The 24,582-nt window shown below is 48.0% G+C and carries 25 protein-coding genes and 1 riboswitch; of the genes, 12 read left to right on the forward strand and 13 right to left on the reverse strand.

Annotated elements, in window-relative coordinates:
* The first annotated feature begins 363 nt into the window (after positions 1–363).
* Positions 364–633 carry a hypothetical protein gene (locus BM200_RS17390; RefSeq protein WP_091187715.1) on the forward strand — a complete coding sequence of 90 codons (270 nt, stop codon included), beginning with the start codon at positions 364–366 and terminating at the stop codon, positions 631–633.
* A gap of 261 nt (positions 634–894) precedes the next feature.
* On the opposite strand, the gene BM200_RS17395 is transcribed toward BM200_RS17390, so the two are convergent.
* On the reverse strand, positions 895–1,533 hold the full coding sequence (locus BM200_RS17395) for an HD domain-containing protein (RefSeq protein WP_091187717.1): 639 nt from the start codon (positions 1,531–1,533) through the stop codon (positions 895–897).
* Positions 1,534–1,613: 80 nt separating this feature from the next.
* Positions 1,614–2,264, reverse strand: a complete 651-nt coding sequence (locus BM200_RS17400) for an FMN-dependent NADH-azoreductase (protein WP_091187719.1) — start codon at positions 2,262–2,264, stop codon at positions 1,614–1,616.
* Between the two features lie 191 nt (positions 2,265–2,455).
* Here BM200_RS17400 and BM200_RS17405 point away from each other — a divergent pair, with 191 nt between their 5' ends.
* Entirely contained in the window at positions 2,456–2,968 is a 513-nt protein-coding gene (locus tag BM200_RS17405; RefSeq protein WP_091187721.1) for an Rrf2 family transcriptional regulator, read from the forward strand.
* 178 nt (positions 2,969–3,146) lie between these two features.
* Here the strand turns inward: BM200_RS17405 and BM200_RS17410 are convergent, their stop codons facing one another.
* Positions 3,147–5,216: a serine hydrolase domain-containing protein gene (locus tag BM200_RS17410; protein WP_091187723.1), complete on the reverse strand. Its 2,070-nt coding sequence runs from the start codon at positions 5,214–5,216 to the stop codon at positions 3,147–3,149.
* Between the two features lie 119 nt (positions 5,217–5,335).
* Between BM200_RS17410 and BM200_RS17415 the strand changes: the two genes are divergently transcribed.
* On the forward strand, positions 5,336–5,704 hold the full coding sequence (locus BM200_RS17415; protein ID WP_139230797.1) for a hypothetical protein: 369 nt from the start codon (positions 5,336–5,338) through the stop codon (positions 5,702–5,704).
* A 129-nt stretch (positions 5,705–5,833) separates the two neighbouring features.
* Here BM200_RS17415 and BM200_RS17420 read toward each other — a convergent pair whose 3' ends face one another.
* Complete coding sequence (locus BM200_RS17420) at positions 5,834–6,322, reverse strand: SRPBCC family protein (protein WP_091187726.1); 489 nt, start codon at positions 6,320–6,322, stop codon at positions 5,834–5,836.
* A 503-nt stretch (positions 6,323–6,825) separates the two neighbouring features.
* Here BM200_RS17420 and BM200_RS17425 point away from each other — a divergent pair.
* From BM200_RS17425 to BM200_RS17435, 3 genes are all read left to right on the forward strand, one after another.
* Positions 6,826–7,230, forward strand: coding sequence for a DUF4830 domain-containing protein (locus BM200_RS17425; RefSeq protein WP_091187728.1), 405 nt, complete (start codon positions 6,826–6,828; stop codon positions 7,228–7,230).
* A gap of 145 nt (positions 7,231–7,375) precedes the next feature.
* Positions 7,376–7,747 (forward strand): DMT family transporter, encoded by a 372-nt coding sequence (locus BM200_RS17430; protein ID WP_091187730.1) that lies wholly within the window; start codon positions 7,376–7,378, stop codon positions 7,745–7,747.
* Between the two features lie 78 nt (positions 7,748–7,825).
* A complete protein-coding gene (locus BM200_RS17435) occupies positions 7,826–8,281 on the forward strand; it encodes a DinB family protein (protein ID WP_091187731.1) in 456 nt (151 codons plus the stop codon).
* A 119-nt stretch (positions 8,282–8,400) separates the two neighbouring features.
* Here BM200_RS17435 and ptsP read toward each other — a convergent pair whose 3' ends face one another.
* From ptsP to BM200_RS17460, 5 genes are all read right to left on the reverse strand, one after another.
* A complete protein-coding gene (gene ptsP, locus BM200_RS17440; RefSeq protein WP_091187732.1) occupies positions 8,401–10,155 on the reverse strand; it encodes a phosphoenolpyruvate--protein phosphotransferase in 1,755 nt (584 codons plus the stop codon).
* Positions 10,156–10,167: 12 nt separating this feature from the next.
* Positions 10,168–10,431: an HPr family phosphocarrier protein gene (locus BM200_RS17445; RefSeq protein WP_175532907.1), complete on the reverse strand. Its 264-nt coding sequence runs from the start codon at positions 10,429–10,431 to the stop codon at positions 10,168–10,170.
* Positions 10,432–10,516: 85 nt separating this feature from the next.
* A complete protein-coding gene (gene nagE, locus BM200_RS17450) occupies positions 10,517–11,962 on the reverse strand; it encodes an N-acetylglucosamine-specific PTS transporter subunit IIBC (protein WP_091187734.1) in 1,446 nt (481 codons plus the stop codon).
* A gap of 24 nt (positions 11,963–11,986) precedes the next feature.
* Positions 11,987–12,472, reverse strand: a complete 486-nt coding sequence (locus BM200_RS17455) for a PTS sugar transporter subunit IIA (protein WP_091187735.1) — start codon at positions 12,470–12,472, stop codon at positions 11,987–11,989.
* A 39-nt stretch (positions 12,473–12,511) separates the two neighbouring features.
* On the reverse strand, positions 12,512–13,375 hold the full coding sequence (locus tag BM200_RS17460) for a PRD domain-containing protein (RefSeq protein ID WP_175532908.1): 864 nt from the start codon (positions 13,373–13,375) through the stop codon (positions 12,512–12,514).
* Positions 13,376–13,785: 410 nt separating this feature from the next.
* Here BM200_RS17460 and BM200_RS17465 point away from each other — a divergent pair, with 410 nt between their 5' ends.
* The 6 genes from BM200_RS17465 to BM200_RS17490 all read left to right on the forward strand — a co-directional run bounded on the left by BM200_RS17465 (position 13,786) and on the right by BM200_RS17490 (position 19,981).
* Positions 13,786–14,541, forward strand: coding sequence for a glycosyltransferase family 2 protein (locus BM200_RS17465; RefSeq protein ID WP_091187738.1), 756 nt, complete (start codon positions 13,786–13,788; stop codon positions 14,539–14,541).
* 23 nt (positions 14,542–14,564) lie between these two features.
* Complete coding sequence (locus BM200_RS17470) at positions 14,565–15,458, forward strand: NAD-dependent epimerase/dehydratase family protein (RefSeq protein WP_091187959.1); 894 nt, start codon at positions 14,565–14,567, stop codon at positions 15,456–15,458.
* A 207-nt stretch (positions 15,459–15,665) separates the two neighbouring features.
* Positions 15,666–16,727: an LLM class flavin-dependent oxidoreductase gene (locus BM200_RS17475; RefSeq protein ID WP_091187740.1), complete on the forward strand. Its 1,062-nt coding sequence runs from the start codon at positions 15,666–15,668 to the stop codon at positions 16,725–16,727.
* A gap of 89 nt (positions 16,728–16,816) precedes the next feature.
* Positions 16,817–16,980, forward strand: a riboswitch (FMN riboswitch).
* Positions 16,981–17,157: 177 nt separating this feature from the next.
* Complete coding sequence (locus BM200_RS17480; RefSeq protein WP_091187741.1) at positions 17,158–18,090, forward strand: DMT family transporter; 933 nt, start codon at positions 17,158–17,160, stop codon at positions 18,088–18,090.
* A gap of 77 nt (positions 18,091–18,167) precedes the next feature.
* Positions 18,168–19,154: a Gfo/Idh/MocA family protein gene (locus tag BM200_RS17485; RefSeq protein WP_091187743.1), complete on the forward strand. Its 987-nt coding sequence runs from the start codon at positions 18,168–18,170 to the stop codon at positions 19,152–19,154.
* 260 nt (positions 19,155–19,414) lie between these two features.
* Entirely contained in the window at positions 19,415–19,981 is a 567-nt protein-coding gene (locus BM200_RS17490) for an NUDIX domain-containing protein (protein WP_091187744.1), read from the forward strand.
* A gap of 303 nt (positions 19,982–20,284) precedes the next feature.
* Here the strand turns inward: BM200_RS17490 and BM200_RS17495 are convergent, their stop codons facing one another.
* The 4 genes from BM200_RS17495 to BM200_RS17510 all read right to left on the reverse strand — a co-directional run bounded on the left by BM200_RS17495 (position 20,285) and on the right by BM200_RS17510 (position 24,459).
* Positions 20,285–21,232, reverse strand: coding sequence for a ribose-phosphate diphosphokinase (locus tag BM200_RS17495; RefSeq protein ID WP_091187746.1), 948 nt, complete (start codon positions 21,230–21,232; stop codon positions 20,285–20,287).
* Positions 21,233–21,373: 141 nt separating this feature from the next.
* Positions 21,374–22,687 carry an ABC transporter substrate-binding protein gene (locus BM200_RS17500; protein WP_091187748.1) on the reverse strand — a complete coding sequence of 438 codons (1,314 nt, stop codon included), beginning with the start codon at positions 22,685–22,687 and terminating at the stop codon, positions 21,374–21,376.
* A gap of 113 nt (positions 22,688–22,800) precedes the next feature.
* On the reverse strand, positions 22,801–23,631 hold the full coding sequence (locus tag BM200_RS17505) for a carbohydrate ABC transporter permease (RefSeq protein WP_091187750.1): 831 nt from the start codon (positions 23,629–23,631) through the stop codon (positions 22,801–22,803).
* The gene (locus BM200_RS17510; protein ID WP_425434579.1) at positions 23,632–24,459 is read right to left on the reverse strand and encodes a carbohydrate ABC transporter permease; all 828 of its coding nucleotides are present in this window, start codon (positions 24,457–24,459) and stop codon (positions 23,632–23,634) included.
* Positions 24,460–24,582: the final 123 nt, after the last annotated feature.

Genomic DNA, 24,582 nt, shown 5'->3' on the forward strand with positions numbered 1-24,582 from the left:
GATGTTCATGCTTGTAATCTAGGATTTGATGGGAAGAGTTTGTCGCTGTAGAGAAGTTTAATTAGTAATTGAGGAAATGAGTTGGATTCGTTACGATCGTACGGATGACCGAGAATAGATTGAATACCGTCTAAAGTCCGCGATAATGCTGTGGTTGTCATTCAAATTTTAACTTTATCACCTTAGTCGAGATGAGAACTCATCAGGAAGCCAGTTATCAATGTCCTAAACTTGTTTGGCAAACGGAACTTGATAGGATGGTGCATTTTTTGCTGACTAGCTTTATAGTACAATACAACACGTCAGCGACCGGCAAGTAATAGTTGCTGTTTTGTTGAAGTAAAGGTCGGGATATTTAAAAATATGAGATACATAACACTCTCAATCATTTTTACCATTACTCTTTTAGTGGCATTTGCTTTCTTTTTCGGACCTTTTGGTAGTTTTGTATTACTAGTCGTTGCCGCAGGTGTTATTGGTCATTTGTTCTCATTAACAAAAAAATTAGATTCCAGGATTTATGAATTAGAAAAACTACAAGGAATCATTAAAGATGATGACTATAATTTGAGTAATGAAGAAATCGAAAAAGAGTTAGAACAGTATATTGATGAACAAAACGAAAATAAATAAACGTTATGGTTTATTTAAGATGACCACTACCTTATTCACGCATCGCTCCATTTGGCAAGACCCTTTGCGCTAACGAGCAAGATTGTTCAATAGCCAAACTGCTGAAGCTGCCGGATAACGATCGGCAGCTTTGTTGCGTAGTGCTTGGAAACCTAGCTAAACAGGAGCTCTTTCAATAATAGACGAGGTTTACAAAGTGAATATTGTAACCCTCGTCTTGTTTGCTTTTTTAGCTATCTTTCCCGCTGAGAGTCATGTCAACTACTCATCCCACCTGGAATGTAGAACACTTTGGCAGAAGTTGGGCCGTTTATATCCCGGAAGAAGCATTTCACAAATGTCGGCGTTAATCGTGCCGTATGTCGTTTCCGGTTTGTGTTTGAAGCCCTCCAAGAAGGCATGTAATATCTTGTGCTTAAAACTGTCCCGAGGAAAAGCCTTCACGATTTGCTCACGCGCTTCTGTGGAGATAAGATCGAAGTTCTTCCCCACCACATCATACCCCACGCCAAAATTCATAAGCGCCGCTTCGGCTTCCTTATACTCAACAATTCCTATCGTAGTATGAAGAGCTACAGCATCCCATACCAGCCGAATATTCTCTTCCGGAACGCCGCGGCTTTTAAGAAAATCACGAGCAGCATTAGCACCATCGACCTCAAAGCGTTTGTCATCGCTTCGGAATTTAGGGGTAAGTCCAATATCATGAAAAAGCGAACTAATATAAAGCAATTCGGGATCATATTTTATTTGATTAAGGTTACCCTTCATTGCTGCAAACAAGAATACCCGGTTCGAGTGATTCCACAATAGATCGTCGCCATGCTCGCGCAATAACTCAGCTGCTTCAACGGCTAGCTTACTGTCGGGAATCTTTATATCTGCGATAAAATTTGACATCGATTACATCCCTCTCTCTTCACATAATAACTTCAGACAATATTCTCGCTTCCTTGATTATCTCTGCCGACTTTAGAAGGCTAGGCAGTTACACTTTTCTTTGCTAGTCGTGCTGCTGCTTCCAGAACTTCTTGTTTTGCTTTCTCCAGCACATCTGCTTTGTCTAGCAAGTTTGTACCTTGGGCGCGGACAATCTGGTAATCCACGACGCCGAGGAAGTTAAACATCGATTTAAGGTACTTGTGCGAGAATTCGTTATCTGTGTACCAGTCGTTATTCGTGTAGATGCCGCCGCTTCCTTGAATCACTAGTAAACTCCGACCGTCCTTCAATAAGCCTACGCTACCGTTTTCCGTATATTTGAAGGTCTCGCGAGCGATCATGATGTTATCCATGTAATCCTTCAGTCGGGAAGGGATGTTAAAGTTGTGAAGTGGCATAATAATGACATATTTTTTTGCATTCTTGAATTGCTGCAAAATCTCATTCATCTTGCTGGTAACGCGTTTTTCATCGTCCGTCAATTCTTCACCGGAGGCAAATTTTCCCCAAGCACTTAAAACAGTACTGTTTACTTCCGGGATTTCTTCGCTATAAAGATCGATCTGTTCGATCGATTCGTTGGGATTCATCTTACGGTAGGCCTCAATAAAATGCTTGCCAACTTCAAGGCTAACAGAAGTAGGGGAATCTACAGTGGCATGTGCATTGATAACAAGCAGCTTTTCCATTCTTCCACTCCTAAATGTATGATTTCATAATTGGCGACAACATTAATCGCCGATTAGATTTGACTATAATATATAGCTACAAGAGGGCGAAGTCAAATTAATTTTTATGGTATGGTGTAAGGTTGACAATTGGCGTGGATATTATTAGGATTTAAAGTATTTACCCATGAAAAAAAATGGGAGGAGTTATTATGCAGTATAGTGTCGGAGTAGAATATGCACTCCATTGTCTGGTTTACTTAATTCCAAACGAATCAACGATTGGTATAAAGGAACTTGCATTCTTTCAAGGCATTCCAGAAACCTACTTATCAAAAATTTTCACAAAGCTGGCGAAGGCGGGTATTATCTCGTCGGTTCCTGGCGTTAAAGGCGGATTTAAACTTGCACGTGATCCGGATGAAATTTCATTTTGGGATGTGGTTGAGGCCGTAGAGGGAAAGAAGCCGATTTTTCAGTGCCAGAACATAAAGGATAAGGGGTATATATATCGCAGCCGCGATTGTTCCGACTGTACAGAACCCACGAGTTCCTGTTCGATTAACTTAGTTATGCTCGAAGCAGAAGAGACTATGCAAAATTATTTGCGAAGTAAGAAATTGTCTTGGCTGGAGGAAGAATTGGATCGTGTCTTGCCTGCGCAGACACGCAAGGAAACGCGGGCGTTTTTTGCGAAGGGTCATTCCATAAACGAAAGCGAATAGGGACGGCGTATATTCCCATAGAATAATTTGAACAAAGCCCAGGAATCGCAAGGAATGAGCAGCACCACTTTTTGTCGAAGTGTGAATGAAACGAGAAAAGTCTAACGCCGGCAGTCCACCAGGTCCAATAAAAAGGGAGATCGTCTGACCTCAGACGATCTCCCTCTCTTATGTGTTCTTATTTTATGGAAATGTCCATCTTCGATCCGGCTTCGCCGGAGAAAACAATGGCGCCATTCTTAGGCAGTACAATTGAATGATTGCCGCTGATGATGCTAAAAGTCACGCAAATTCCCTTATCGTCGTAAACGGCAAACGAACCGTTAGCAGGCAGCTTCACCTGCATGGTCTTGCCTGCCGCTTTGCCGGACACCGTGTACCACTTGGCAAGACCGCTGGCTGGAATTGTTGCCTTCGATTTGCCCCCCGCATAGATTGGCTTTACGGCATCTTCACTTTCATAGAGGCTGCCTGAAGAAACGAGGTACTCGATCCCATCCGCTTTGTAGAAGTTATACGCCTGGGTATCTCGTCCCGCCATCGTCGGAATTTGCAAGGTGCTTACTGAGGCATCCGGGCCGGTTATTTGCTGATCCAACACATAGCCGGGTGCTTCCTTCGACAAATCGACCTTGAGGATCGGCAGCATCAGATAAGCAAGCGACGAATATTTTTCATTCAACAAATAATATTTTTTGCCGTCGCGCTTCTTCCAGGCTGCAGCCGTCTCTGCCGGTAAATCGTTGGCTTCTAGCTTCTCTGCGGCGTATTGCGACAAAGCCGTTTGGCCAAGCCCTGGCAGCGAGGCATATGCCCGGATCCACAAGTACGTATGGCCGTTCGCCTCTTTCACGATGTTAAGTTTCGTATTCCCGTCCGCGCTCATGAACGAACCATCCGCCGTATACACATATTTTTCGGCCGGGCCTTCGGGCACCTGCACAGAGGATATGGACATGTCGCCTTCTCGGCTGATGCTTACCTGAATCGATTGGTTTGTCGATCCGTATAGTCCAGCTTCATTCATCATGTCCGCAGGCATTGCTGCTTTGACCGGCGCACCAAACGACTTCTCGGGCTTAATGTTGGTTATGGCACCTTTCTCCTTCAGCGCGCTGAGTAAGATTTCATTGGCGAGCAGCTGATCGGTCGTGCTGGCACCGCCAGATGAGAGAACGGCGACCGCCATGTTCTGCTCGGGAAGCACGACGAGCGAAGCATGATAGAGAATCGTGTCCCCGCCTTTCGTCAGTGCTTGAATGCCGTAATCGCCGAACGGGAACAGGTTGACACTATCCCAGCCGAGCCCGTAACTAACCGACGTATCCGCATCATCCGGCCACATTCCTCTCTTGTACTCCGATTGTCCCATGGCGGTGACGGATGCATCGGAGAGTATGCCTGCAGCCTGTCCGGAGAAGAGTTGCGAGAACCGGACTAAATCTTCCGCCGTAGAGTAGATGCCGCCGGTCCCGATGACATTGACCGACTCGTTCGGCAATTGTCCCTGATAAGTAGGGAAGTAGAGTCCCGCCATCTGGGAGCTATCAATCCGATCCAACGGCGTCTTGGTATTATTCATGCCAAGCGGCTGCGTAAAATAGCGATGGATAAAAGCGGTGAAGTCCATGCCGCTGATCTTCTCTACCAACAACTCTGCTAGCGTGAAGCCGTCGTTGCTATAAACCGAATAAGCACCCGGATCGGCCTTTAGCTTCTGATCGGCCAACTGCTTCAGCAACGTATCATGGGCATAGGTATCGTTGTCTTCGAATAAAAAAGCGTTCGTCAGCGTTGATCCGTATAGACCGGAGGAATGATTCAGCAGCATTCGCGGCGTAATCTGCTTGTAACGCTCGTCCTGCATCTTAAAGCTCGGGAGATACTGAACGACGGGCGTATCCAGATTGACCTTCCCTTCGTCCACCAGCTTCATCACGGCCGCTGCAACAAACATTTTGCTGGTCGACCCGATGCCATACATCGTTCTCTTCGTTAACGGTTGTTTCCCCTTCTCGTCGTTGCGGCCTGATTCGCCGGAGACGACAATGCTGCCGTGATCGATCAGCGCATACTGAACGCTCGTCGTATTGTAACTTCCCGTCAGCAGTGCGGCCTTCTCAGCCGCGACTTTCCGCGTAGCCTCATAGGCCGGCGTACCGCTCTGACCTGCGGCAATCGCTCCCGTTGGAACAAGCAACGTTACCGTCAGCGCCACTACCGGTATCCACATTCTTCTTTTTCGCATTAGAACCTCCTAAATTGGATTTAGCGAAGCCACCCGAATCGACCATCCTCCTTTGAAAGCATTCGCTTGGGCAGAGTCTCTCTTTAATACGAGCTACTCTTCCAAAAGATTCCTTTTATTTGAGAGAAACGGCGGATGTGTTAGATGAATGTGCAACGAAACTTTTTCAATTTGGAGGTAAATGTGCTGCTGAGCTGGCAGCTATCGCCCCATACATGAGTCAGGAGGTAATAGACGTTTGCTCACAAAAACTATTTAGTGAGGGAAATGGCGGTGCAGCCGAACTGCTGGCGATCTCCTCATTTATGAGTAAGCATGCCATTGACGCATGTGCTAAAGAAATTATTGAACGAGAAGATAAAGGGGGACTCGTTTTTATGGCCTCGGTCATGAGCGAGAATGCAATCGACGTACAAAAAGAGAGTGTTTTAGAAGGACTAAAAAAGCAGAAACAGCAGCCGTTTAATGAATTGTATCCCATGTGTTAGGTATTTTTAACAAATGGTATGCAATACACATTAAATCGGCTGCTGTTTTTGTTGAAGTAAAGGTTAAGATAGTTTAATTCAAAAAACATTGGTGTCGGTGTTTTATTAGCCCCGGATATATTAAACAATTTATTTCTTTGTTAGGTATTCGGATAATTGATTGAAGGTTCCGGTAAACCCTTCCTGAACGATCTCTTGTGAAGCCTCGAAGGTTTTGAGCTCTTCCTCTGTCGGGGATTCGGGAGCCACAATCATTGAAAGGGTTGTTGTTCCTTCACCCTCGATGAACGTCATGGAATTTAGGGTTTTCAAAGGCCAATTTGCGTCAAAGGGGGCACGCACAATGTTACCTTCTTCATCAGAAAAGAAACTAGTATAAATGATTTTCTCCGGTGCAACAATTTCACTGTACACAAATTTAACCCACATTATATCGCCGTCAGCAGGTTTCTGGCTATAGTGAAAGACACCGCCCGATCGGAAATCTGCTTTAGCAACATGAAACGTCCATCCTTTTGGCCCCCACCAGTTCTGTAGATGTTTTGATTCGGTGAATACCTTAAATACAAGTTCTCGTGGAGCATTAAAAGTATAGGTGATTTCGAATTGCGTTGACATTGTAATCCCTCCATTTTTTTTGTGCTTCTCTGTTATCCGAATATACCCCACAAAGAATATTCCTGTAAAGTAATATTTAATGTAGATTAAAAGCTAGTCAGAATTATCCCAGCGGAGCATCATAAAAAACGAGGACCCTGCGAATTAAATCGCGGAGTCCTCTTATAGTGGGAAGCGGTTTATAAATGCACTTCTAAAGCTAAGTCTTACTCAAAAAGTGTCGAAGCAGAAATCTCGAACTTTTTATCCTTCTTCGTGTTTTCATGGTAATCAACAACCTTTCGGAAACTAAAATTGTATTCCGGTTACCGCTGTTTTTTAATACCACTTCCCACTTATCATATGTTTACCCTTTTGTTATTGTTTTGAATCACTATGGGTAACTATGAAAATAAGATTTAGATTGACGATGCTTGATTAAGCTAACTGGTAGGATAGGGTTGAAACTGCAACTTTCATATGGGTCTTTACGTCTCTCATATCTAAATGGAAAATGAAGGGAGTTGATTTCAATTAAAAAAATTATTGTTTTATTTTCATTTTTTTGTCTTGTGTTCCTAATTGGTTGCGCTAAAGAAACAACGGAGCAAAATAATGTTAAACATATTGAATACCTTAAGTCGTTTGGTTGGCATATTGAGGAAAGAAGTAGTGAAAGAACACAAGATACAAAAAACTTTCTACCTGCAACTAACGCAGGTATTGATTTAAAGCCGTATAAAGAAATTTATATTACAACCTACTTGCTGAAAGAAAAACAAAAAACAGGAAAGAAAATATATGCTGACATTTATCAAATTAATGATGATATTATTGGAGGAGCAGGACATTTAGAGACTTGGGAGCCTGGAGATTTCTCTTTGAAGGATAAAGAAAGGTTAATCAACGAAGGAACAATAAATAGATAACGTGTTCTCCTTTATTATGCGCCCTCGAAATGATTCGGTTTCCTCACTCAGAATCATGAATTCGCAGGATTTCATCCTGTAGGAAAATTGGAGAGTATGATAAAGGTCATCGAAGAATTAAAAGTAATAATACAGGAGGTAAGTAATGGCGTATTTATTCTTGGCAATCTCTATCGTTGGGGAGTTAATCGGTACATCGATGCTTAAAGCATCCGAAGGGTTCACTAAACTGAATCCAACTCTCTTCACGGTTGTCGCATTTGGTTGTTCGTTCTTTTTCATCTCGCTTACGCTTAAAACACTACCCTTAAATATGACTTATGCGATCTGGTCAGGGGTAGGTACCGTTGCAACAGCTCTTATTTCTGTGTTGATCTGGAAAGAAAAAATAAACTTGGGAAGCATCGTCGGAATAGCTTTAATTGTTATGGGAGTGGTTGTATTAAACTTATTCGGTGCTGGACACGGCGAGACAAAGGACGCGACAGCTTCTGCAAGTTCGATTGTCGAGGAATAAGTTGAATGCATATTTCTGGTTAAACTAACGGATAAAAGGAAGTTCATTCAATCGATGAGACAAAGAGGGGAAACGAAAATGAAGACGATCAAATGCATGATGGATCACCTGTACTGGGCAGACGGACGCATCTTGGACGCGCTTGAGGAAAGTGAGACGAAGAACAAGGAACTTCTGAAGCTGGTTCGGCATGTCGCGGTGGCGGAACAAGTCTGGCTGTCCCGATTGCAGGGCAAGGGCAGCGCACAATATTCGTTGTGGGAGGAAGCCGAAGAATTGACGGTGATCCGGACGATGTTCGAAGAAAACGCCGAGCAATATCGTGTCTATATCGGAGGGCTTGAGGAATCCAAGTTGGACGAGATGATCGACTATGCAAGCCAGAGCGGGGTTCCGTTCCGTACGTCCGTTCGGGACATCCTGTTGCAGGTCCTTTTACATGGGCAATATCACCGCGGACAGATCAACCGGGCACTTCGGCTCGAATCGGCAGAGCCTGTCCAAGTCGATTACATCACGTTCGCGAGGCTCTAACAGGGCAGGGCATTACTCGGTTAGTATCGTATTAAGGAAATAGTAAAAAAGCTCTCGGGTGAATTCCCGGGAGCTTTTTTACATTCAGCGTTAGCCGCTGCAAGCTGTCTTCTTGTTTGTTAATCTTTGAGCTCCGGCACATGCTTTTCCACATAAGACCGAACCGCTTCCGCATCGTCCAGATCAAGCACTGCTTCCGAAAGAGAAGCAAGCTTCGAACGATGGAGACGGGATAGGAGCGCCCGGGCAGGGAGAACAGCGGACGCGCTCATGCTGAACTCATCTAGTCCCATACCGAGAAGGATCGGAAGCGCGACAGGCGTTCCGGCCATTTCTCCGCACATGCCAACCCATTTGTTTTCCTTGTGAGCGGCTCGAATGACCCGATCAATAAGCCGCAGAACGGGAGGATGGAGCGGATCGGACAAATAGCCAAGCTTCGGATTCATCCGGTCTGCTGCCATCGTGTACTGCACAAGATCATTGGTACCAATACTGAAGAAGTCGACCTCGCGGGCGAACCGGTCTGCCATTTGGGCAGCAGCCGGGATCTCGATCATAATACCGGCCTCGATCTGCTCGTTAAAGGCGATGTTCTCGCTCCTTAGCTCCTGTTTGGCCTGCTCCAGCAATGCTGTAGCCTGTCGCCATTCACCAAGCGTTGCGATCATCGGGAACATGATCTTCAGATTGCCATGAGCACTTGCCCGAAGCACCGCGCGAAGCTGCGTCTTGAACAGGTCCGGGCGGTCCAGACAAATCCTAATCGCACGATAGCCAAGGAACGGATTATCTTCCTTTTCAAGCTGCAGGCTTGGAAGCTCCTTGTCTCCGCCGATGTCCATCGTCCGGATGACGATAGGGGAGCCCGGGCCAAATGCTTCGGCTGCTTCCTTGTAGGCTTTGAACTGCTCCTCTTCAGTAGGCAGATCAGGACGGCCCATGTACAAGAATTCGGTACGGAATAAGCCAACGCCTTCGGCACCAAGCTCCTGTGCTTGACGGGCATCCTGTACGGAGCCGATATTCGCTACGAGCTCAACCTGATGTCCATCTGCGCTGACGGAAGGCTGGCCGCGATACTGATCGAGCAGGGCACGTTTACCTGCCGCTTGCTGTTGCAGCGCCTGATAACGGGCCAATTCTTCGTCTTTCGGATCCACCAGGACAAGTCCGGCGGCGCCGTCAACGATAATAAGCTGCCCGTTCTCAATATGCAGCGCCCCTTCACCTGCGCCAACGATCGCCGGAATGCCGACCGAACGGGCAATAATCGCAGAGTGAGAAGTCCGTCCGCCGGCTGCGGTTACAAATCCCCCAATAACGGACGGATCAAGCTGGGCGGTATCCGATGGTGTCAGATCGAAGGCGAACAGGATGGATTTCTCATTCGCAGCTGCTGACGAAGCTTGAAGGCCGTCTGATTCCGAGCGGTTGCCAAGCTTTCGGATAACTCGGCGGCTGACATCACGGACATCGGCTGCGCGTTCCCGCAAATACTCGTCATCCAATGCAGCGAGCATATCAGCTACTTCTTCGCCAGCTTCATTCATCGCAGCTTCCGCCTTATAGCGTTGACTGCGGATCCTCTCCTGCGCCGCACCAATAAGCTCTTCGTCTTCAAGCAGCATCAGATGGGCTTCGAATATTTCTGATTCCTTCTCACGGCCATCTGCCTTCATCCGATCAAGCAGAGCTTCAAGCTCGCCGCGAGCGGATGCAACGGCAGAATCGAACCGGGTGAGCTCGGCTGCCTCTTCGCCAGCCTCAATATAGGAAATTCCCTCTGGCACAACTTCTTCGCGAAGAATGACCGCACGGCCGATTGCGTAACCTTCCGATGCGGCGATTCCTTTAATCTTGGTTGCCATCATTGCGGTGCCTCCTTACTCTGCTTCTGCAGTAGCCAGTACAGCGCCAATAGCGTCAACCGCTGCTTCTGCTTTCTCTCCTTCGGCACTGACGGTTACGGTATCATTTTGCTTGGCACCGATCGACAATACGTTAACCAGGCTTTTTGCGCTGACTTTACGTCCGCCTTTCTCCAGATACACCGTACCTTCGCAAATCTTTGCCGCTTCAACAATTTTCTTGGCAGGACGGGCGTGGATGCCCGTCGGGTTCAGTACTACGTATGATTTCTCCACCATAAATCCTCCTAAAAAAGTGGCCCAATTCAGGCCGCTTGTGATGATTCTTTCTTCGAAAATATTAACCAAGAAATATATGTCTGAGTTACATGCGTTTTTTGATCTGTTCTTTCAAGCGCTCCGATTGGGTTCCGAATATTGCTTGAACCGCACCTTTGCCAAGACGCATAACGCCTGCCGCGCCAAGACGTTTCAATTCCGCATCATTAACGGCTTTATCATCTTTTACAATCAGGCGGAGGCGGGTAATGCATGCATCGATGCTTTCGATGTTGCCTGATCCGCCAAGTGCGGCAAGAACTTGCCCTGCTTTATCATCCCCTGCAGGAACATTCTCCTTACCGCCTTCTTCGACCAGTTCATCGTCTTCGCGTCCCGGTGTTTTCAGGTTCAGCTTCGCAATAACGACGCGGAACAGGAAGTAGTACACAACAGCGTACACGAGACCAATCGGGATAATCAGCCAGCCCTTCGTGGAGAGCGGGTAGTTAATCGCATAGTCAAGGAAACCGGCGGAGAAGCCAAAGCCATGATGTATGCCAAGCTCAACGACAAGCCAAGCCGAGATACCGGTTAATACGGCATGGATGACATACAGGACTGGTGCTACGAACATAAACGCGAATTCGAGCGGTTCGGTTATGCCTGTCAGGAACGAAGCAAGAGCCGAACCGATAAAGATAGAAGAGACAAGCTTGCGTTTTTCCGGTTTCGCCGAATGAATAATCGCAAAGGCAGCTGCCGGAAGAGCGAACATCATAATCGGGAAGAAGCCGGTCATGAACATCCCTGCAGTCGGATCGCCCGCGAAGAAGCGGTGCAGGTCGCCGTGAACGACATTGCCAGCAGCATCCGTGTAGTCGCCGATTTGGAACCAGGCAATTGAGTTAATCACGTGGTGCAGACCAAATGGAATAAGCAAGCGGTTGGCTGTCATGTAGATAAAGGCGCCGATACCGCCAAGGTCGACGATCCAGCGGCCGAAGATATCGAGCCACGATTGGACAGGTCCCCAAATGAGACCAAAGATCAGACCAACGATAACCATTGCAAACGAGGTAATAATCGGTACAAACCGTTTGCCGCCAAAGAAGCCGAGCCAGTCCGGCAGCTTAATATCATGGTACTTGTTATAGAAGTAGGAAGCGACAAGACCTGCAATAATACCGCCGAGTACGCCCATGTTAAGCGTCGTGTCTTTTTCGACGAGACCCGTAAATACCGTTGGGATTTTACTGAGTACGTTGGTAAGCACGAGGTACGCAATAACAGCGGCGAGCGTAGCTACCGCATCACCGGCCATCCCGATCGCCACGCCAATGGCGAAGATCAGAGGAAGGTTGTCAAAGATGGCGGAGCCGCCGGCGGCAAGGAAAGGCGCGATATATTGGTTCAGGAATTCGCCGAAGCTGCCAAACCCGAAATCTTTCACATAATCGATGTTGCCAAAACGAAGCAGAAGGGCTGCCGCAGGCAAAGCTGCGACAGGAAGCATTAGAGATTTACCGATCTTTTGCAAAAATGCGAGCATCTTATCTCACTCCATGTCAATAGTTTAGGTTTTCATAATAACCTTGATCGTATCCGGATCTCCGGCTTGTACGGTCGTGAAGGTACATTCCACTTTCTCTGCGCCGTCCTCGTTCGCCACGATAACCGGCGTTATAACGGGATAACCCGCGCTGCGGATTTTATCCAGGTCGCATTCGAGAAGGGTTTGACCTGCCTTGAAGGAATCGCCCGTATTCACGAGTGCCTTGAAGCCGTCGCCGTTCAGTGCAACGGTGTTGATGCCAACGTGAATGAGCAGCTGCAGCCCGGATGAATGCTCAATAATCAGTGCATGATGCGTATCGATCAGATGACTGACTACACCGTCAAACGGTGCAATAACGCGCCCTTCGGTTGGTTCAATGGCGACGCCATCTCCCATTAAGCCTTGCGCGAATGCTTCATCCGGCACCTCGCTAAGCGGAACAAGCTTGCCGCTGAGTGGTGCTGCTACACTAACGGAATTCGTTTTTTTGCCAAACCATTTCATATGATCTACTCCTTGCTATCCATGATGTTTTGTCTATGTCTATTTTTCTGCATCCACGGACCGGAATAACCGGTACAGATGCATGGCGAGATATCCGATTTCATCAGATGAGACCTTTTGGTTTAGTCTTTCTTCAATCATCTGTGCGATGAGCTTGGCATGCTCGTGTTCAGTAGGTATTTTGTTTCTGATCTCTGCAGCAAACGGATTTTCCGTTTCCTTGTTCTGCAGAATCCGCTCCATCATATAACGCAAATGCATGATCAGCCTTGCATAATCAGAGCTCTTCTTAGGCAGAGGCGCCTCGCGCCAGCCTTCGATTCTCTCGACGATCTCGTTCATCAGCTCCGTTAACTGAACCAGCTGTCCAGCGGTAACGGACCCTGCTGCCGAATACACGTGATACGTCAGAAATCCGACTTCATCTTCAGGGATGATGACATCAAATTTCTCGCTTATCATCTTGGCTGCTTTGGCTGCAATCTTGTACTCCTGGGGATAACACATCTTTGTTTCATACAGGAAAGGATTGACGATTTCCATGCCGTTTCTTAACCGGTAGACGACAAATTGAATATGGCTTGGTAAGGCAAAGTACACTTTCGGATCGACAGGAGTTCCCAGCCTTTCCCGAATTTCGTCAATGATCTGCTCGGAGATTTGGACCACTTCCGGGTCCAATTCCTCAAGCAGGGAGTGGTATTGCAACGCTTTATCCCGATCGTCCAGCCGGTAACGCTTCTCGATTCGCGGGTCTTCCGCATCAATATGTTTCTGGCCCTTGCATGAGAAGCCGATGCCTTTGCCAAACAGTACATACTCTCTCGACGAGTTCGGCTCCATCGTAAGTATGACGTTATTGCCAACGATCCGATCGATCCGAAGCTGTCCCGTAAGTCCCACGTCAATCCCTCCTCTCAGTAGTAAATTCCCCATAATGAGCACAAAAAAACCAAGGAAAGAGTCCACCCGTATTTCGGGCGGATACTATCCTTGGCTTATGCCTAGTCGAACTAGTAACATGCCAAAAGGCTTGTTATATATTTGGCTCGATATCACTATAAAACATGGAACCGTTTACGTCAATTGAAAAATATTCATTCCTCGTACTCCTCAACCGTGACTCTTGAGACCTGCTGTACGGTAGCCGCATTCGAGAGCAGCCTTACGCTAAGCATCATATCGGATTCGCTCGCAACAGCCATCATCCACAAGCTACCAGTTAAGGGCGGAGAACTCCTTGCAATCGGTATTCATATAGTAGTGCATAAGGGTATCTTTGGTAGTTTAGTAGAAGCTTGGGGGTGAAAAAGATGGCTACTCTTATTTCCCATTTCTACAATGAGGAGTATTTGCTGCCATGGTGGCTGATGCATCATATTCCCTTATTTGATCATGGAATTTTGATTAACCGCGGTTCTACAGACGGATCTGTCGAGATTATTCGGAAGCTGGCTCCTCATTGGGAGATCCGGAATTCCAGGGTGCCGGATTTTCATGCCGTTGAGGTGGACAAAGAAGTGATGGATATCGAGAAGAGGATATCCGGCTGGAAAATGGTGCTGAATACAACCGAATTCCTAGTAAGCCGTTACGGCAAGCAGCTGTTCCCTATTCTGGATTCTCTCGGCGGGAAAATGTATTCGATCCGGACAATTGTGATGGTTGATCCGCCCGGTTATTATAGGGATCCTGTCTACGATTTGCCGCTGGTCAAACAGCGTTATCATGGCGTATTTCCTCCCGATCCCCATGCTCTGTATATCGGAAGGTTCATTCATAGACACAAATCCGGTCATTATACGGCGGGCAGACATTGGACGACCAGGCCGTATGAGGTGTTTATAAACCCGACATTTATTATGAAATTTTCGTTCAGCCCATGGAATGGTCCTATGCGTGCAAGAAAGCTGCAGATCGGCCCAACGATTCCACATGCTGCGAAAACCCGCAACATAGGGGGGCATCATCTCTTTAATGCTCAGGAGCTCGAGGCGCGTTATATGGCATTTGCGACTATTACAGAAGATTTACGCCGTATTCCGGAATTCCGGTCTATAAGATTATGACAGAAGGCAGGAAGCAGGCGATGATGCATAAAGTAGCGGTGACCGGAGCAACCGGCTGGATTGGCCGGTATGTGGTTGCCCGGCTCCTGGAGAAAGGATATGAAGTTCATGCGACTTACCGAACAGCTCCTCTTCCGACCGGAGGGGTATGGCATCAGGTGAATCTGCTGAACGGAGATGAAGTTATCAGGTTTACCGAAGAAGTAAGACCCGATTCGTTAATTCATCTTGCCTGGGATGCGATTCCTCCAAAGTGTTACCGGTCCATTATCAATTATGAGTGGACGAGAAGCAGCATGACTCTTATCCATCATTTTGCCCTGAACGGCGGGAAGCGTGTAGTTGTAGCTGGAACCGGAGCAGAATATGCATGGGGAGAAGGGATGCTGTCGGAGTATGCATCACCCGATTCTTATGCAAACGCTTATGCAGCCAGTAAGAACAGCCTGCGAATCTGGCTGGAGTCCTACGCAGAGGCGGCCGGCTTCAGTGCGGCATGGGGCAGGTTGTTCCATATGTATGGCCCTCATGACCCCGGCAATCGGCTTGTTGCTTCCATGATTAAAGCTTTGCTGAACAAGCAGGAGGCATATTGCCAATATGGCATCCTCTATCGGGACTACCTGTATATCGAGGACGCGGCGAATGCATTGGTTGCTCTGTTCGAAAGCGGCAGTGAAGGGACGGTCAATATCGCGGCTGGACACTCCATACAGCTGCAGCAGCTTGTGAGGGAGATTGGAAGCATACTCGGAAGCGAGGAGAAAATCAGGTTTGGAGAGGAGCTTCCGACAGAACCGATATTTATAGGGGCAGATATCTCGAGATTGGTGAACGAAGTACAATGGAAACCCGCCTACTCACTGGCTGAGGGGCTGAAGAGGACAATGAAGTGGTATGCAGATCAGGCTGATTAATCCTGTTACTGCCTTAGCCGCTCTAAATTGGACGCTTCTTTTTTTTGCGTGTATGCTTGACGGGAGAAGCAGAATTAGGCACAATTACTTACTAGATACTAACTTACTATACGTATACTACTTACTTTACGTACATGAATAGGAATGGAAGCATAGCTAATCATTAGATTAGGAATCACGCTTAGCTGTGCTGAGGAGGACTTACGGATGGATTCATCAGGGTATGACGGGAAGTTTGAATTTGGCGTTTATACATTAGGCGATCTTGCGGTTGATCCCCGTACAGGCGGGCTTAAAAACGCAGGGGAACGCATTAAGGAAATAATTCATGCGGCTAAAGTCGCCGATGAAGCGGGAATTGACGTATTTGGCGTAGGCGAACACCATCGTCTTGACTTTGCCTTATCATCGCCGCCCGTACTTCTCGCGGCAATTGCGCAGGCGACATCCCGCATTCGTCTCACGAGCGCAACTACCGTGCTGGGCACGGCTGATCCTGTCCGGGTATTCGAAGACTTTGCGACGCTGGATCTGATCTCGAACGGTCGTGCAGAGATTATCGCCGGGCGGGGTGCTTATATAGAATCATTCCCATTGTTTGGCTTTGAGCTCGATGACTACAAAGAATTATTCACCGAGAAGCTGGAATTAATGAAACAGCTGAATGACTCCGAACGCATCACGTGGAGCGGTCGTCTTCGCAGTCCTCTACAGGATGCAGAGATTGCGCCACGCCCTGAGCAACCGGCCATTCCGGTATGGGTAGGCGTGGGCAGTACGGCGGAGAGCGCCGCTCTGGCCGGTCATCATGGCGCCGGTATGGCGCTTGCGCTGCTCGGAGGAGAGGCTTCCAAATATAAGCATCTGGTCGATTGTTATAAAGAAGCAGGCCTGGCAGCCGGCTTCCGGAACGAAGAGCTTAGAGTGGCTATAACGGGCCACTGTTACGCGGCGAAAACAACGGCACAGGCATTGGATGAATTTTATGCCGGCTATTCGACGTATTATTCGCAGTTCATGGGCGGCAAGGAGGACGGGAAGCCGCTCTCGCGTGAAGATTTCGAGAAGCTGGCGGGTTCGCTTGCTATTGGCAGTCCGCAGCTGATTGCCGAGAAAATTATTGAACAGCATAAGCTGTTTGGGCATTCCCGGTTTATGGCCCAGATGGACATCGGCGGTATGCCGCCTGGTCAAGTGGAAGCTTCAATCAGGCTGCTCGCCGAGGAAGTTGCGCCGATCGTCCGGGAGGCCCTGCAGATCAAGGTATAATCAAATCACTGCAAAATCTCACTATTCATACTAGACAACTCGGAAAAACAGCGTTATACTCAATCCAATCATTTTAAATCTAATGGAATAAGGATCTTCGGGGCAGGGTGAAATTCCTGACCGGCGGTAAACGCTATTCTCTGCCTTGCAGATGAAAGCAAAGCCCGCGACTCCCTGAGCTGACTAGCAGCAAGGGGACTGACTTGGTGAAACTCCAAGGCCGACGGTATAGTCCGGATGATAGAAGATCACTTGAATAAGCCTGCAGAAGGCGGGAAACCGCCGGTATGCATGTTTATTTGAGGCGGCCCCGATTCGTGAGTCTTTAAGCGGATCGGGGCTTTTTTTGTATAGCGTAAACGAATGCTCCTTCGAAGGAAGTCGCAGCCGTTACGCTTGCTCCGTCCTGTATTCAGAAAGGGAAAAAGTTATGAGCAACGTTACTGCAACACCAATGCTTCGTGCCAAATCGCCAGTAAGACCGGAGTTTTGGCTGGTTGTCCTAGGAGCTGCGCTTTGGGGCGTGGACCCGGTATTTCGTATTATTTTGTTAAAGACGATGACTTCGACGCAAATTGTCTTGCTTGAGCATGTCATCTTGTTCCTGGCCGCAGCGCCCGTGCTGTGGAAGCACCGGGCCGAGCTTCGCGGTGTCCGTCTCCGTCAGCTGGGTGCCTTACTGTTTGTATCCTGGGGCGGCTCCGCGCTTGCGACCATCCTGTTCACCCAAGGATTGGTACACGGTAATCCAAATGCGGTTCTGCTGCTGCAGAAGCTTCAGCCGCTCTTCGCCATTGTGATGGCACGGATTCTTCTGAAGGAGCTGCTGCCGAAAAAAATCGGACCCCTGCTCGTTATTGCATTAGTCGGAACATATTTGCTGACGTTTGGTTTTACGCTACCGTTTGGCCATATGAATGAGTTTGTACAGGTTGGCAGCCTGCTCTCGCTTGGCGCCGCTGCGTTATGGGGCGGTTCTACGGTGATGGGACGTTACCTGCTTGGCAGCATGAAATATGAGGCGGTTACTTCTCTGAGGTTTATATTGGCTTTGCCTCTGTTATTGGTCATTACCTGGTCTGAAGGGGCAGCATGGAAGCTGGCTGAGGGGACAGATCTTGGGGCTGTTATTGTCAATCTGCTGCTGCAGGCGCTTCTTCCGGGTCTCGTCAGCCTGCTCGTCTACTATAAAGGGTTAAGCGCGATTAAGGCCTCCTATGCGACGATTGCCGAGCTTAGCTTCCCGATGGTTGGTGTTGTTCTGAACTGGACGGTGTTCGGACAGGTAATTACCAGCGCGCAGCTTGTGGGCTTCGTATTTATTTGGTTCACCTTATTCTTCATCTCGAGACAGCAGAATTAAGAAGATGGATATGCGCCTCTAACCGCTTTCACATCAGATGAAATGCTGATATACTGCGGTTGGAGGTGTAGGAAATAATGGAGAATAGAACGATCAAGTGGGGCATTCTTGGCGCCGGCTGGATTGCATCCCAATTCGCACGTGATTTGGCGTTTGCCAAGGATGCTGAATTTGCAGCAGTTGGCTCCCGCTCGTTAGAAAAGGCGGAGGAATTCGCCGGTAAATTCGGCGCCAAACGCGCGTACGGAAGCTATGAGGAACTCTTGAATGATGCCGAGATCGATATTATTTATGTAGCGACTCCTCATCCATCCCACAGGGAAAACGTACTGCAATGTCTGCGCGCGGGCAAAGCGGTATTATGCGAAAAGCCCTTTACCGTCAATGCGAAGGAAGCAGAAGAAGTTGTACAGTTCGCAAGAGACAAACAGATCTTCTTGATGGAAGCGATGTGGACAAGATTTCTGCCGGTAATCCGCAAAGTCCGTGAATGGATTGCAGTAGGCCGGATCGGTGAAGTACGACTCTTAAAAGCGGACTTTGGCTTCCGTACCGGAATAAATCCGGAAGGACGTTTGTTTAACCCGCAGCTTGCCGGCGGGGCTTTGCTGGATGTCGGCGTTTATCCGCTCTCTTTTGCCTCCATGTTGTTTGGGGCTAATCCGAAACAGGTGCTCACTACGGCTCAACTGGGCGAGACCGGCGTTGACGAGGAATGCAGCATCTTGCTCTCCTATGAAGCTGGCCAAACGGCTATGTTGAATGCAGCAATCAGGCTCAATTCAGGCAGTGACGCTTACATAATCGGGACAGAAGGCTCTATCCGCATTCCTTCCTTCTTTAACGCCAAATCGGCGACCATTATTGCGGCAGATGGAACGGAAGAAACCTTTAACGACGACCGCACCACACTTGGTTATGTTTATGAAGCCGAGGCGGCAGGTCAATATCTTCGCGAAGGCAAGCTTGAGAGCGAAGTTATCACGCTCGACGAAACCCTTCAACTCATGCGGACGATGGACGGCATCCGTCAGCAATGGGGACTGCGTTATCCATTTGAATAATAGATATAAAGAAGGACCGGTTCTGTAAACTGGTCCTTTATTTATTACAATAGAATAAAAAAGTGGCCCGCATTCGGGATACGGGCCCAAAGAGACAAGCTATATCAAATAGGGAGTATGGTTTATTATGTTCTGCCAAGATTAAACAAAGCTGAAAAGTACATTAGTTTCACATAAAAAAATAAAGACAAATGCCGGTGAAGCTGGAGTATAATGTTCATTATATTGTTTGCCACTTTTTGCGATAAAGGAGATTACATATGGAGAACATCAACTTCTGTCTGACGTGCGGAGATAAGCTTGAAGTACGCGAGATTGGCGGAGAAAACCGAAAAGCATGCCCTAGCTGCAGCTTTGTTCATTGGGGGAACTACAGCATCGGAGTAGGGGCTTGCGTTGTGAAAGACAACAAAGTGCTGCTCGTTCGCCGTGCCCAAGAACCGGGCAAAGGGTATTGGACAACGCCAGGCGGTTATATTGAACAGTTCGAGCAGATCAGAGGATCAATTGCCCGCGAAGTATGGGAAGAGACCCGCGTCCGCGCTATCGTAACCAAAATCATTGGCCTGCGTGACCGGCCTCATGCGGTTCATGATGTCTACATCACCTTCGAAATGGAATACATAGACGGCGTGCCTCGACCTGACGGCGTGGAGGTAGACGGCGCCGGCTTCTTCAGCCTCGAGGAGATGGAGTCGATGAACGTCGCAGACCTGACCGTCTGGCAGGTTAATATCGCCCTGAACGGCGGCGATGGGGGCCTTGAAGAAGACAAAAAACCAATCCGTGAAAGCCTCGCGAAATACGGGCTTTACCGGACAAAGTAAATAGCTAAATGACTAAAAACAAGAGCCCCGGAACTAAATCCGGGGCTCTTATCTATTTAATAAAGCGGTGATTATACGCTTTATTATTTTCTGCTTCCTCTCCCAAAACGAACAGCTAGAGGGAAAGGCTGTGGTGTGTTGGGGAGGGGTGGAGGGGGAAGTATCATCTGGAGGAGCGCAGCGTTTGCCTTTGGTATCGCGGGATTACAACTACTATAATTCAATCAGAATCCCACGAGACCAACAGCAACCGTAAGATGATACTTTTCCGTAATCCCCGACCTACCCAGCACCATCCACTCCCTACATTTGCTGCTTCGTCTTAAACAACGTGTTTATCGACCCGCCGTTATTAATAATCTGCAAAGCCGTAGCAAGCAGATCCGACATCGGCAGGACGACAAACTTGTCCGAATGGTTTGGATCAATGGCAATCGTGTCCGTGATCACAACCTCTTTAATGAAAGGATGCGACAGCTTCTCGAGTGCATTTTCCGAGAACAGGCCATGAGTCGCGCAGATGTAAGCATCGTTGGCACCGCGTTTATGCAGCGCTTCGACAACGTTGACAATCGTGCCGCCCGTATCAATCAAATCCTCAATAATAATCGGTGTCATGCCTTCAACTTCACCAATAATATGAGTGATTTTTGTTTTATTGTGGGCAGGGCGGTTTTTGATCATAATCGCAAACGGACAGTCCATATAGTTCGCGAGCTTTTCCGCCGTTGTAGCTCGTCCGGCATCCGGAGAGACGACGACGGGATTTTTGATATTCTTGCTCTTCAAATAATCGGTAATAAGATCAAGAGCCGTAATATGATCGACCGGTATTTCGAAAAAGCCTTGAATCGGATCGGCATGAAGATCGACCGTAATAAGACGGTCGGCACCAACCGTTGTAAGCACGTCCGCTACAAGCTTAGCGGAAATAGGCTCACGAGGGGCCGCTTTCCGTTCCTGGCGGGCGTAGCCGTAATAAGGCATTACAATATTGATCGTTTTAGCTGAAGCCCGTTTGGCCGCGTCAATCATAATCATAAGCTCGACGAGATGCTCATTCACGGGATGTGAGAGCGATTGTACGATATAGACATGGGCCGAGCGGATTGATTCTATATAGCGCAAGCTGATTTCTCCACTCGCCAGCCTCGAAATCTCAATGTCTCCAAGCGGAACATTGAGCTTCCTGCACAGCTCTTCCGCAAGCGGCCTATTAGATGATCCGGAAAAGATCTTTACATTTTGCATCCACTTGAATCTCCTTTTTCAGTCACAGATAGTCCCATTATAGCCTTTTCGGTTGCAAATTCAAAATGCCTTAACGACTATAATAGGAAAAACAGCCTTGAAAAGTCCTTTTCAGACCCTTCAAGACTGCTCAATCACCCGTTATTTGCTTACGATTTCCTGAATGGCTTTCCCCAGCTTGTCGAAGAGCTGGTCTTTATCAATCGATCCGCCTTGGTATTCTTGCATTGCAGCACCCCAGCCTTGCGGTACGCCGTCAGGGTAACGGCCCCAATGCCAGCCGCCTGCCGTTGCCGCTTGCTCCGATACCGCTACGCCCATTTGACCGATTTCATCGGCTGTAGGTTTGATCGAAGTAAGAGCAGGGATGAATTTAAATTCTTTTGTCAGGTACGTTTTGCCTGTGTCCGAAGTAACCATCCAGTTCAGGAATGCTTTCGCTTCTTCAGCGTTTTTGGATTTGCTGTTTACGATCCAGAAGTTCGCGGGACCTGTGTAGATATGCGCGTTGCCGCTGTCGTCAATAGGAATAGGGAGCAGGCCAACGTTCAGCTTCGCTACTTTGTCCACATCGCCTTGGATCCAGTTACCTTGCTGGATCATTGCCGTTTTACCGGAAGCAAAGTTTGCAACTTGTGTTGCGTAATCCGTAGTCAGCTTGTCTTTTTGGCTGTATTTGAAGACAACGTCAACGTAGTTAATCCATTTCTTGAATACATCATTGTCTTTGAAGTTTACGCTGCCGTCTTTTGTTCCGTTGACGAAGGCAATGGGATCCGGCTGTTCAGCAAGAGCGACGTTGATCGTGTGGTGACCAATCGACCACCATTCATTTGTTGTCGAGAATGGCGTGATGCCAGCTGCTTCAAGCTGTTTTGCCGCTGCTTCAAGCTCCGTCAATGTTTTCGGAAGAGTAGTGATGCCGGCTTTCTCAAACAAATCTTTGTTATAGAAAATGCCGTAGCCTTCGATGTTCATCGGCATGCCGAGCAGTTTGCCGTCTACTTGAGCAGGACCGGCTGCAGCCGGGATTACGTCCTTCGCCCATGCTTCGCCGGACAAGTCTGTTGCACGGTCATAGTAAGCTTCAAGCGCTGCATTACCTTCGGAGTTGAAGATTTCCGGTTCGGAGCCGGAAGCGATTTCCGCTTTCAGCAGCGCATTGTAGTCCTCGCCGCCGCCATGTGTTTCCACTTCGACTTTAACGCCGGTTTCTTTCTCATATTCTTCAGCCATACGGTTAAGCGCGTCGGCAATTTCCACTTTGAACTGGAATACCTTGATCGTTACGTTCTTTTTCGGAGTTGTAGTTGCTTCCGTTGTTGCATTTGCAGACTCGGCAGGCTTGTTGCTTGCTTCGGATCCCGAGTTATTGCTGTTGTTGCTGTTGTTACCGCAGCCGGCAGCCGTCAAAGTCAGGATTGCTGCAGCGAGAAGAATAGAAAGCTTTTTCATTTCGTTAACCTCCCCATTTGTGTGAAGACCGTTCTCTTTACAAGTTTGATTATATGGAAGCTTAAAGCCAAGAAACACAGACGTTTTTGTCGTGAAAAGTGCAAAATATTGATTTAGCCTTTAAGCGATCCCGAGGAGATCCCCTCGATAATATGTTTTTGCAGCATCAGGAACATGATAATAATAGGCATAATGCCCATGGTCAGACCGGCGAGAGCAAGATCCCATTGCTTCGTATATTGCCCAAAGAAGCGGGTAATCGCAAGCGGGATAGTCGTCAGATCCTTGTTCGAGCCAATGATAAGCACTGGCAGAAGGTAGTCATTCCAGATCCATAAGCCGTTCAAAATAATCACGGTCACGATAATCGGGCGAAGCAGCGGGAACACGATCCGCCAGAATACGCCGTAAGGCGAGCATCCGTCTACGACAGCCGCTTCTTCAATCTCAAGCGGGACGCTTTTGATAAAGCCATGGAACAGGAAGACAGAGAGCGATAAGCCAAAGCCGAGATAACAGATGACGATGCCAAACAGATTTGCTCGAAGCTCCAGGAAGCTGGTTACGCGCACAAGCTGCAGCATGACCGATTGGAATGGAATGATCATCGCCGAGATGAAGCAGGTGAACAGGATTTTGTTGAACACGGACGGTTTGCGGACAAGCCGGTAGCCGGTCATCGCGCTGATGATCACAATCCCTGTTACGCTGATTCCGGTAATGAGAATGGAATTCCACAGCGCTTTCGGAAACTTAATAATATCCCAAACCTTTGAGTAATTCGAGAACAGATACTTGTCCGGGAGAGAGGCGGCGTCCACCATAATCTCGCCGAGAGCTTTAACCGAATTGACGAGCACGAAGTAAAAAGGAGCTATGAAAAGCAGAGCAAGCAGGATTGCTGCAGCTGCAATGGCCCAAAGCCGTGAACGTGAAGCTGTCATTTAAGCTTCGACCTCCTTCCGTTTGGTCAGCCACACTTGGGTGACGGCAATGATGGAGACTGCAAAGAAGAACAGCATCGCTTTGGCGGTGCCAAGTCCATAACGGTTGTTGACCAGCGCCTCGGCATAAATGTTGTAAGCAAGCGATTGGGTGGAAGTACCCGGACCGCCTTTGGTCAGAGACAAGTTCAGGTCGAACATTTTGAAAGCACCGGAGGTAGTCAGGAACAAGCATACGGTAATCGCCGGCATAACAAGCGGCATAATGATTTTGCGTACCGTTTGCAGGTAAGTTGCACCATCAATCGTTGCTGCTTCCATCAGATCTTTCGGTACCCCGACAATCGCGGCGATATAGATAACCATCATATAGCCGGTTGTCTGCCAGACGAAGACGATTACGAGTCCCCAGAAGCCGGTCTCCGGCGTGCCGAGCCATGGAAGCTCGAAGAAGTGCCAGCCCGTCATTTCGCCGATGGTTTTGAAGCCTTTAGTAAAAATAAACTGCCAGATGTATCCAAGCAGGATACCGCCAATCATATTCGGCAGGAAGAAGATCGTGCGAAGCGTATTCCGACCCCGCATCGGGCGGGTTAACAGAAGTCCCAGAAGAAGGGCAAGGATATTCGTTACGACTACCGTAACGACCGTAAACTTGAGTGTAAATTTAAAGGCTGCCCAAAATTTGTCGTCATTTGTGAAGATACGGCGGACATTGTCCATGCCGATCCATTTCGCTTTGTCGAGGTCCAGGCCGTTCCATTCCGTGAAGGAAAAGTAGAAGCCAAGCAGGAACGGGATAAGCACAATAATCGTGAAGACGATCATACCCGGTCCGACAAATACAAGCTGCTGTATCCATTCGTTAGATCTTTTTCGTAAATTCAATTTGAGTCCCCCTTCGCAATGCGGCTTCCTTGTTGGTGTATAGCTAGACTATAAACAGTTATT

The sequence above is a fragment of the Paenibacillus catalpae genome, from assembly GCF_900112695.1.
GTDB classification, from domain to species: Bacteria; Bacillota; Bacilli; order Paenibacillales; family Paenibacillaceae; genus Pristimantibacillus; species Pristimantibacillus catalpae.

Bases quoted from the DNA above. Each gene is read 5' to 3' on its own strand.
- BM200_RS17445 (WP_175532907.1), bottom strand. From the start codon at position 10,431: ATGGTGGAGAAATCATACGTAGTACTGAACCCGACGGGCATCCACGCC.
- BM200_RS17410 (WP_091187723.1), bottom strand. From the start codon at position 5,216: ATGCGAAAAAGAAGAATGTGGATACCGGTAGTGGCGCTGACGGTAACG.
- BM200_RS17400 (WP_091187719.1), bottom strand. From the start codon at position 2,264: ATGGAAAAGCTGCTTGTTATCAATGCACATGCCACTGTAGATTCCCCT.
- BM200_RS17500 (WP_091187748.1), bottom strand. From the start codon at position 22,687: ATGAAAAAGCTTTCTATTCTTCTCGCTGCAGCAATCCTGACTTTGACG.
- BM200_RS17475 (WP_091187740.1), top strand. From the start codon at position 15,666: ATGGATTCATCAGGGTATGACGGGAAGTTTGAATTTGGCGTTTATACA.
- BM200_RS17510 (WP_425434579.1), bottom strand. From the start codon at position 24,459: ATGATCGTCTTCACGATTATTGTGCTTATCCCGTTCCTGCTTGGCTTC.
- BM200_RS17470 (WP_091187959.1), top strand. From the start codon at position 14,565: ATGCATAAAGTAGCGGTGACCGGAGCAACCGGCTGGATTGGCCGGTAT.
- BM200_RS17455 (WP_091187735.1), bottom strand. From the start codon at position 12,472: ATGAAATGGTTTGGCAAAAAAACGAATTCCGTTAGTGTAGCAGCACCA.
- ptsP (WP_091187732.1), bottom strand. From the start codon at position 10,155: ATGATGGCAACCAAGATTAAAGGAATCGCCGCATCGGAAGGTTACGCA.
- BM200_RS17430 (WP_091187730.1), top strand. From the start codon at position 7,376: ATGGCGTATTTATTCTTGGCAATCTCTATCGTTGGGGAGTTAATCGGT.
- BM200_RS17395 (WP_091187717.1), bottom strand. From the start codon at position 1,533: ATGTCAAATTTTATCGCAGATATAAAGATTCCCGACAGTAAGCTAGCC.
- BM200_RS17390 (WP_091187715.1), top strand. From the start codon at position 364: ATGAGATACATAACACTCTCAATCATTTTTACCATTACTCTTTTAGTG.
- BM200_RS17485 (WP_091187743.1), top strand. From the start codon at position 18,168: ATGGAGAATAGAACGATCAAGTGGGGCATTCTTGGCGCCGGCTGGATT.
- BM200_RS17495 (WP_091187746.1), bottom strand. From the start codon at position 21,232: ATGCAAAATGTAAAGATCTTTTCCGGATCATCTAATAGGCCGCTTGCG.
- BM200_RS17435 (WP_091187731.1), top strand. From the start codon at position 7,826: ATGAAGACGATCAAATGCATGATGGATCACCTGTACTGGGCAGACGGA.
- BM200_RS17505 (WP_091187750.1), bottom strand. From the start codon at position 23,631: ATGACAGCTTCACGTTCACGGCTTTGGGCCATTGCAGCTGCAGCAATC.
- BM200_RS17420 (WP_091187726.1), bottom strand. From the start codon at position 6,322: ATGTCAACGCAATTCGAAATCACCTATACTTTTAATGCTCCACGAGAA.
- BM200_RS17405 (WP_091187721.1), top strand. From the start codon at position 2,456: ATGCAGTATAGTGTCGGAGTAGAATATGCACTCCATTGTCTGGTTTAC.
- BM200_RS17490 (WP_091187744.1), top strand. From the start codon at position 19,415: ATGGAGAACATCAACTTCTGTCTGACGTGCGGAGATAAGCTTGAAGTA.
- BM200_RS17465 (WP_091187738.1), top strand. From the start codon at position 13,786: ATGGCTACTCTTATTTCCCATTTCTACAATGAGGAGTATTTGCTGCCA.
- BM200_RS17480 (WP_091187741.1), top strand. From the start codon at position 17,158: ATGAGCAACGTTACTGCAACACCAATGCTTCGTGCCAAATCGCCAGTA.
- nagE (WP_091187734.1), bottom strand. From the start codon at position 11,962: ATGCTCGCATTTTTGCAAAAGATCGGTAAATCTCTAATGCTTCCTGTC.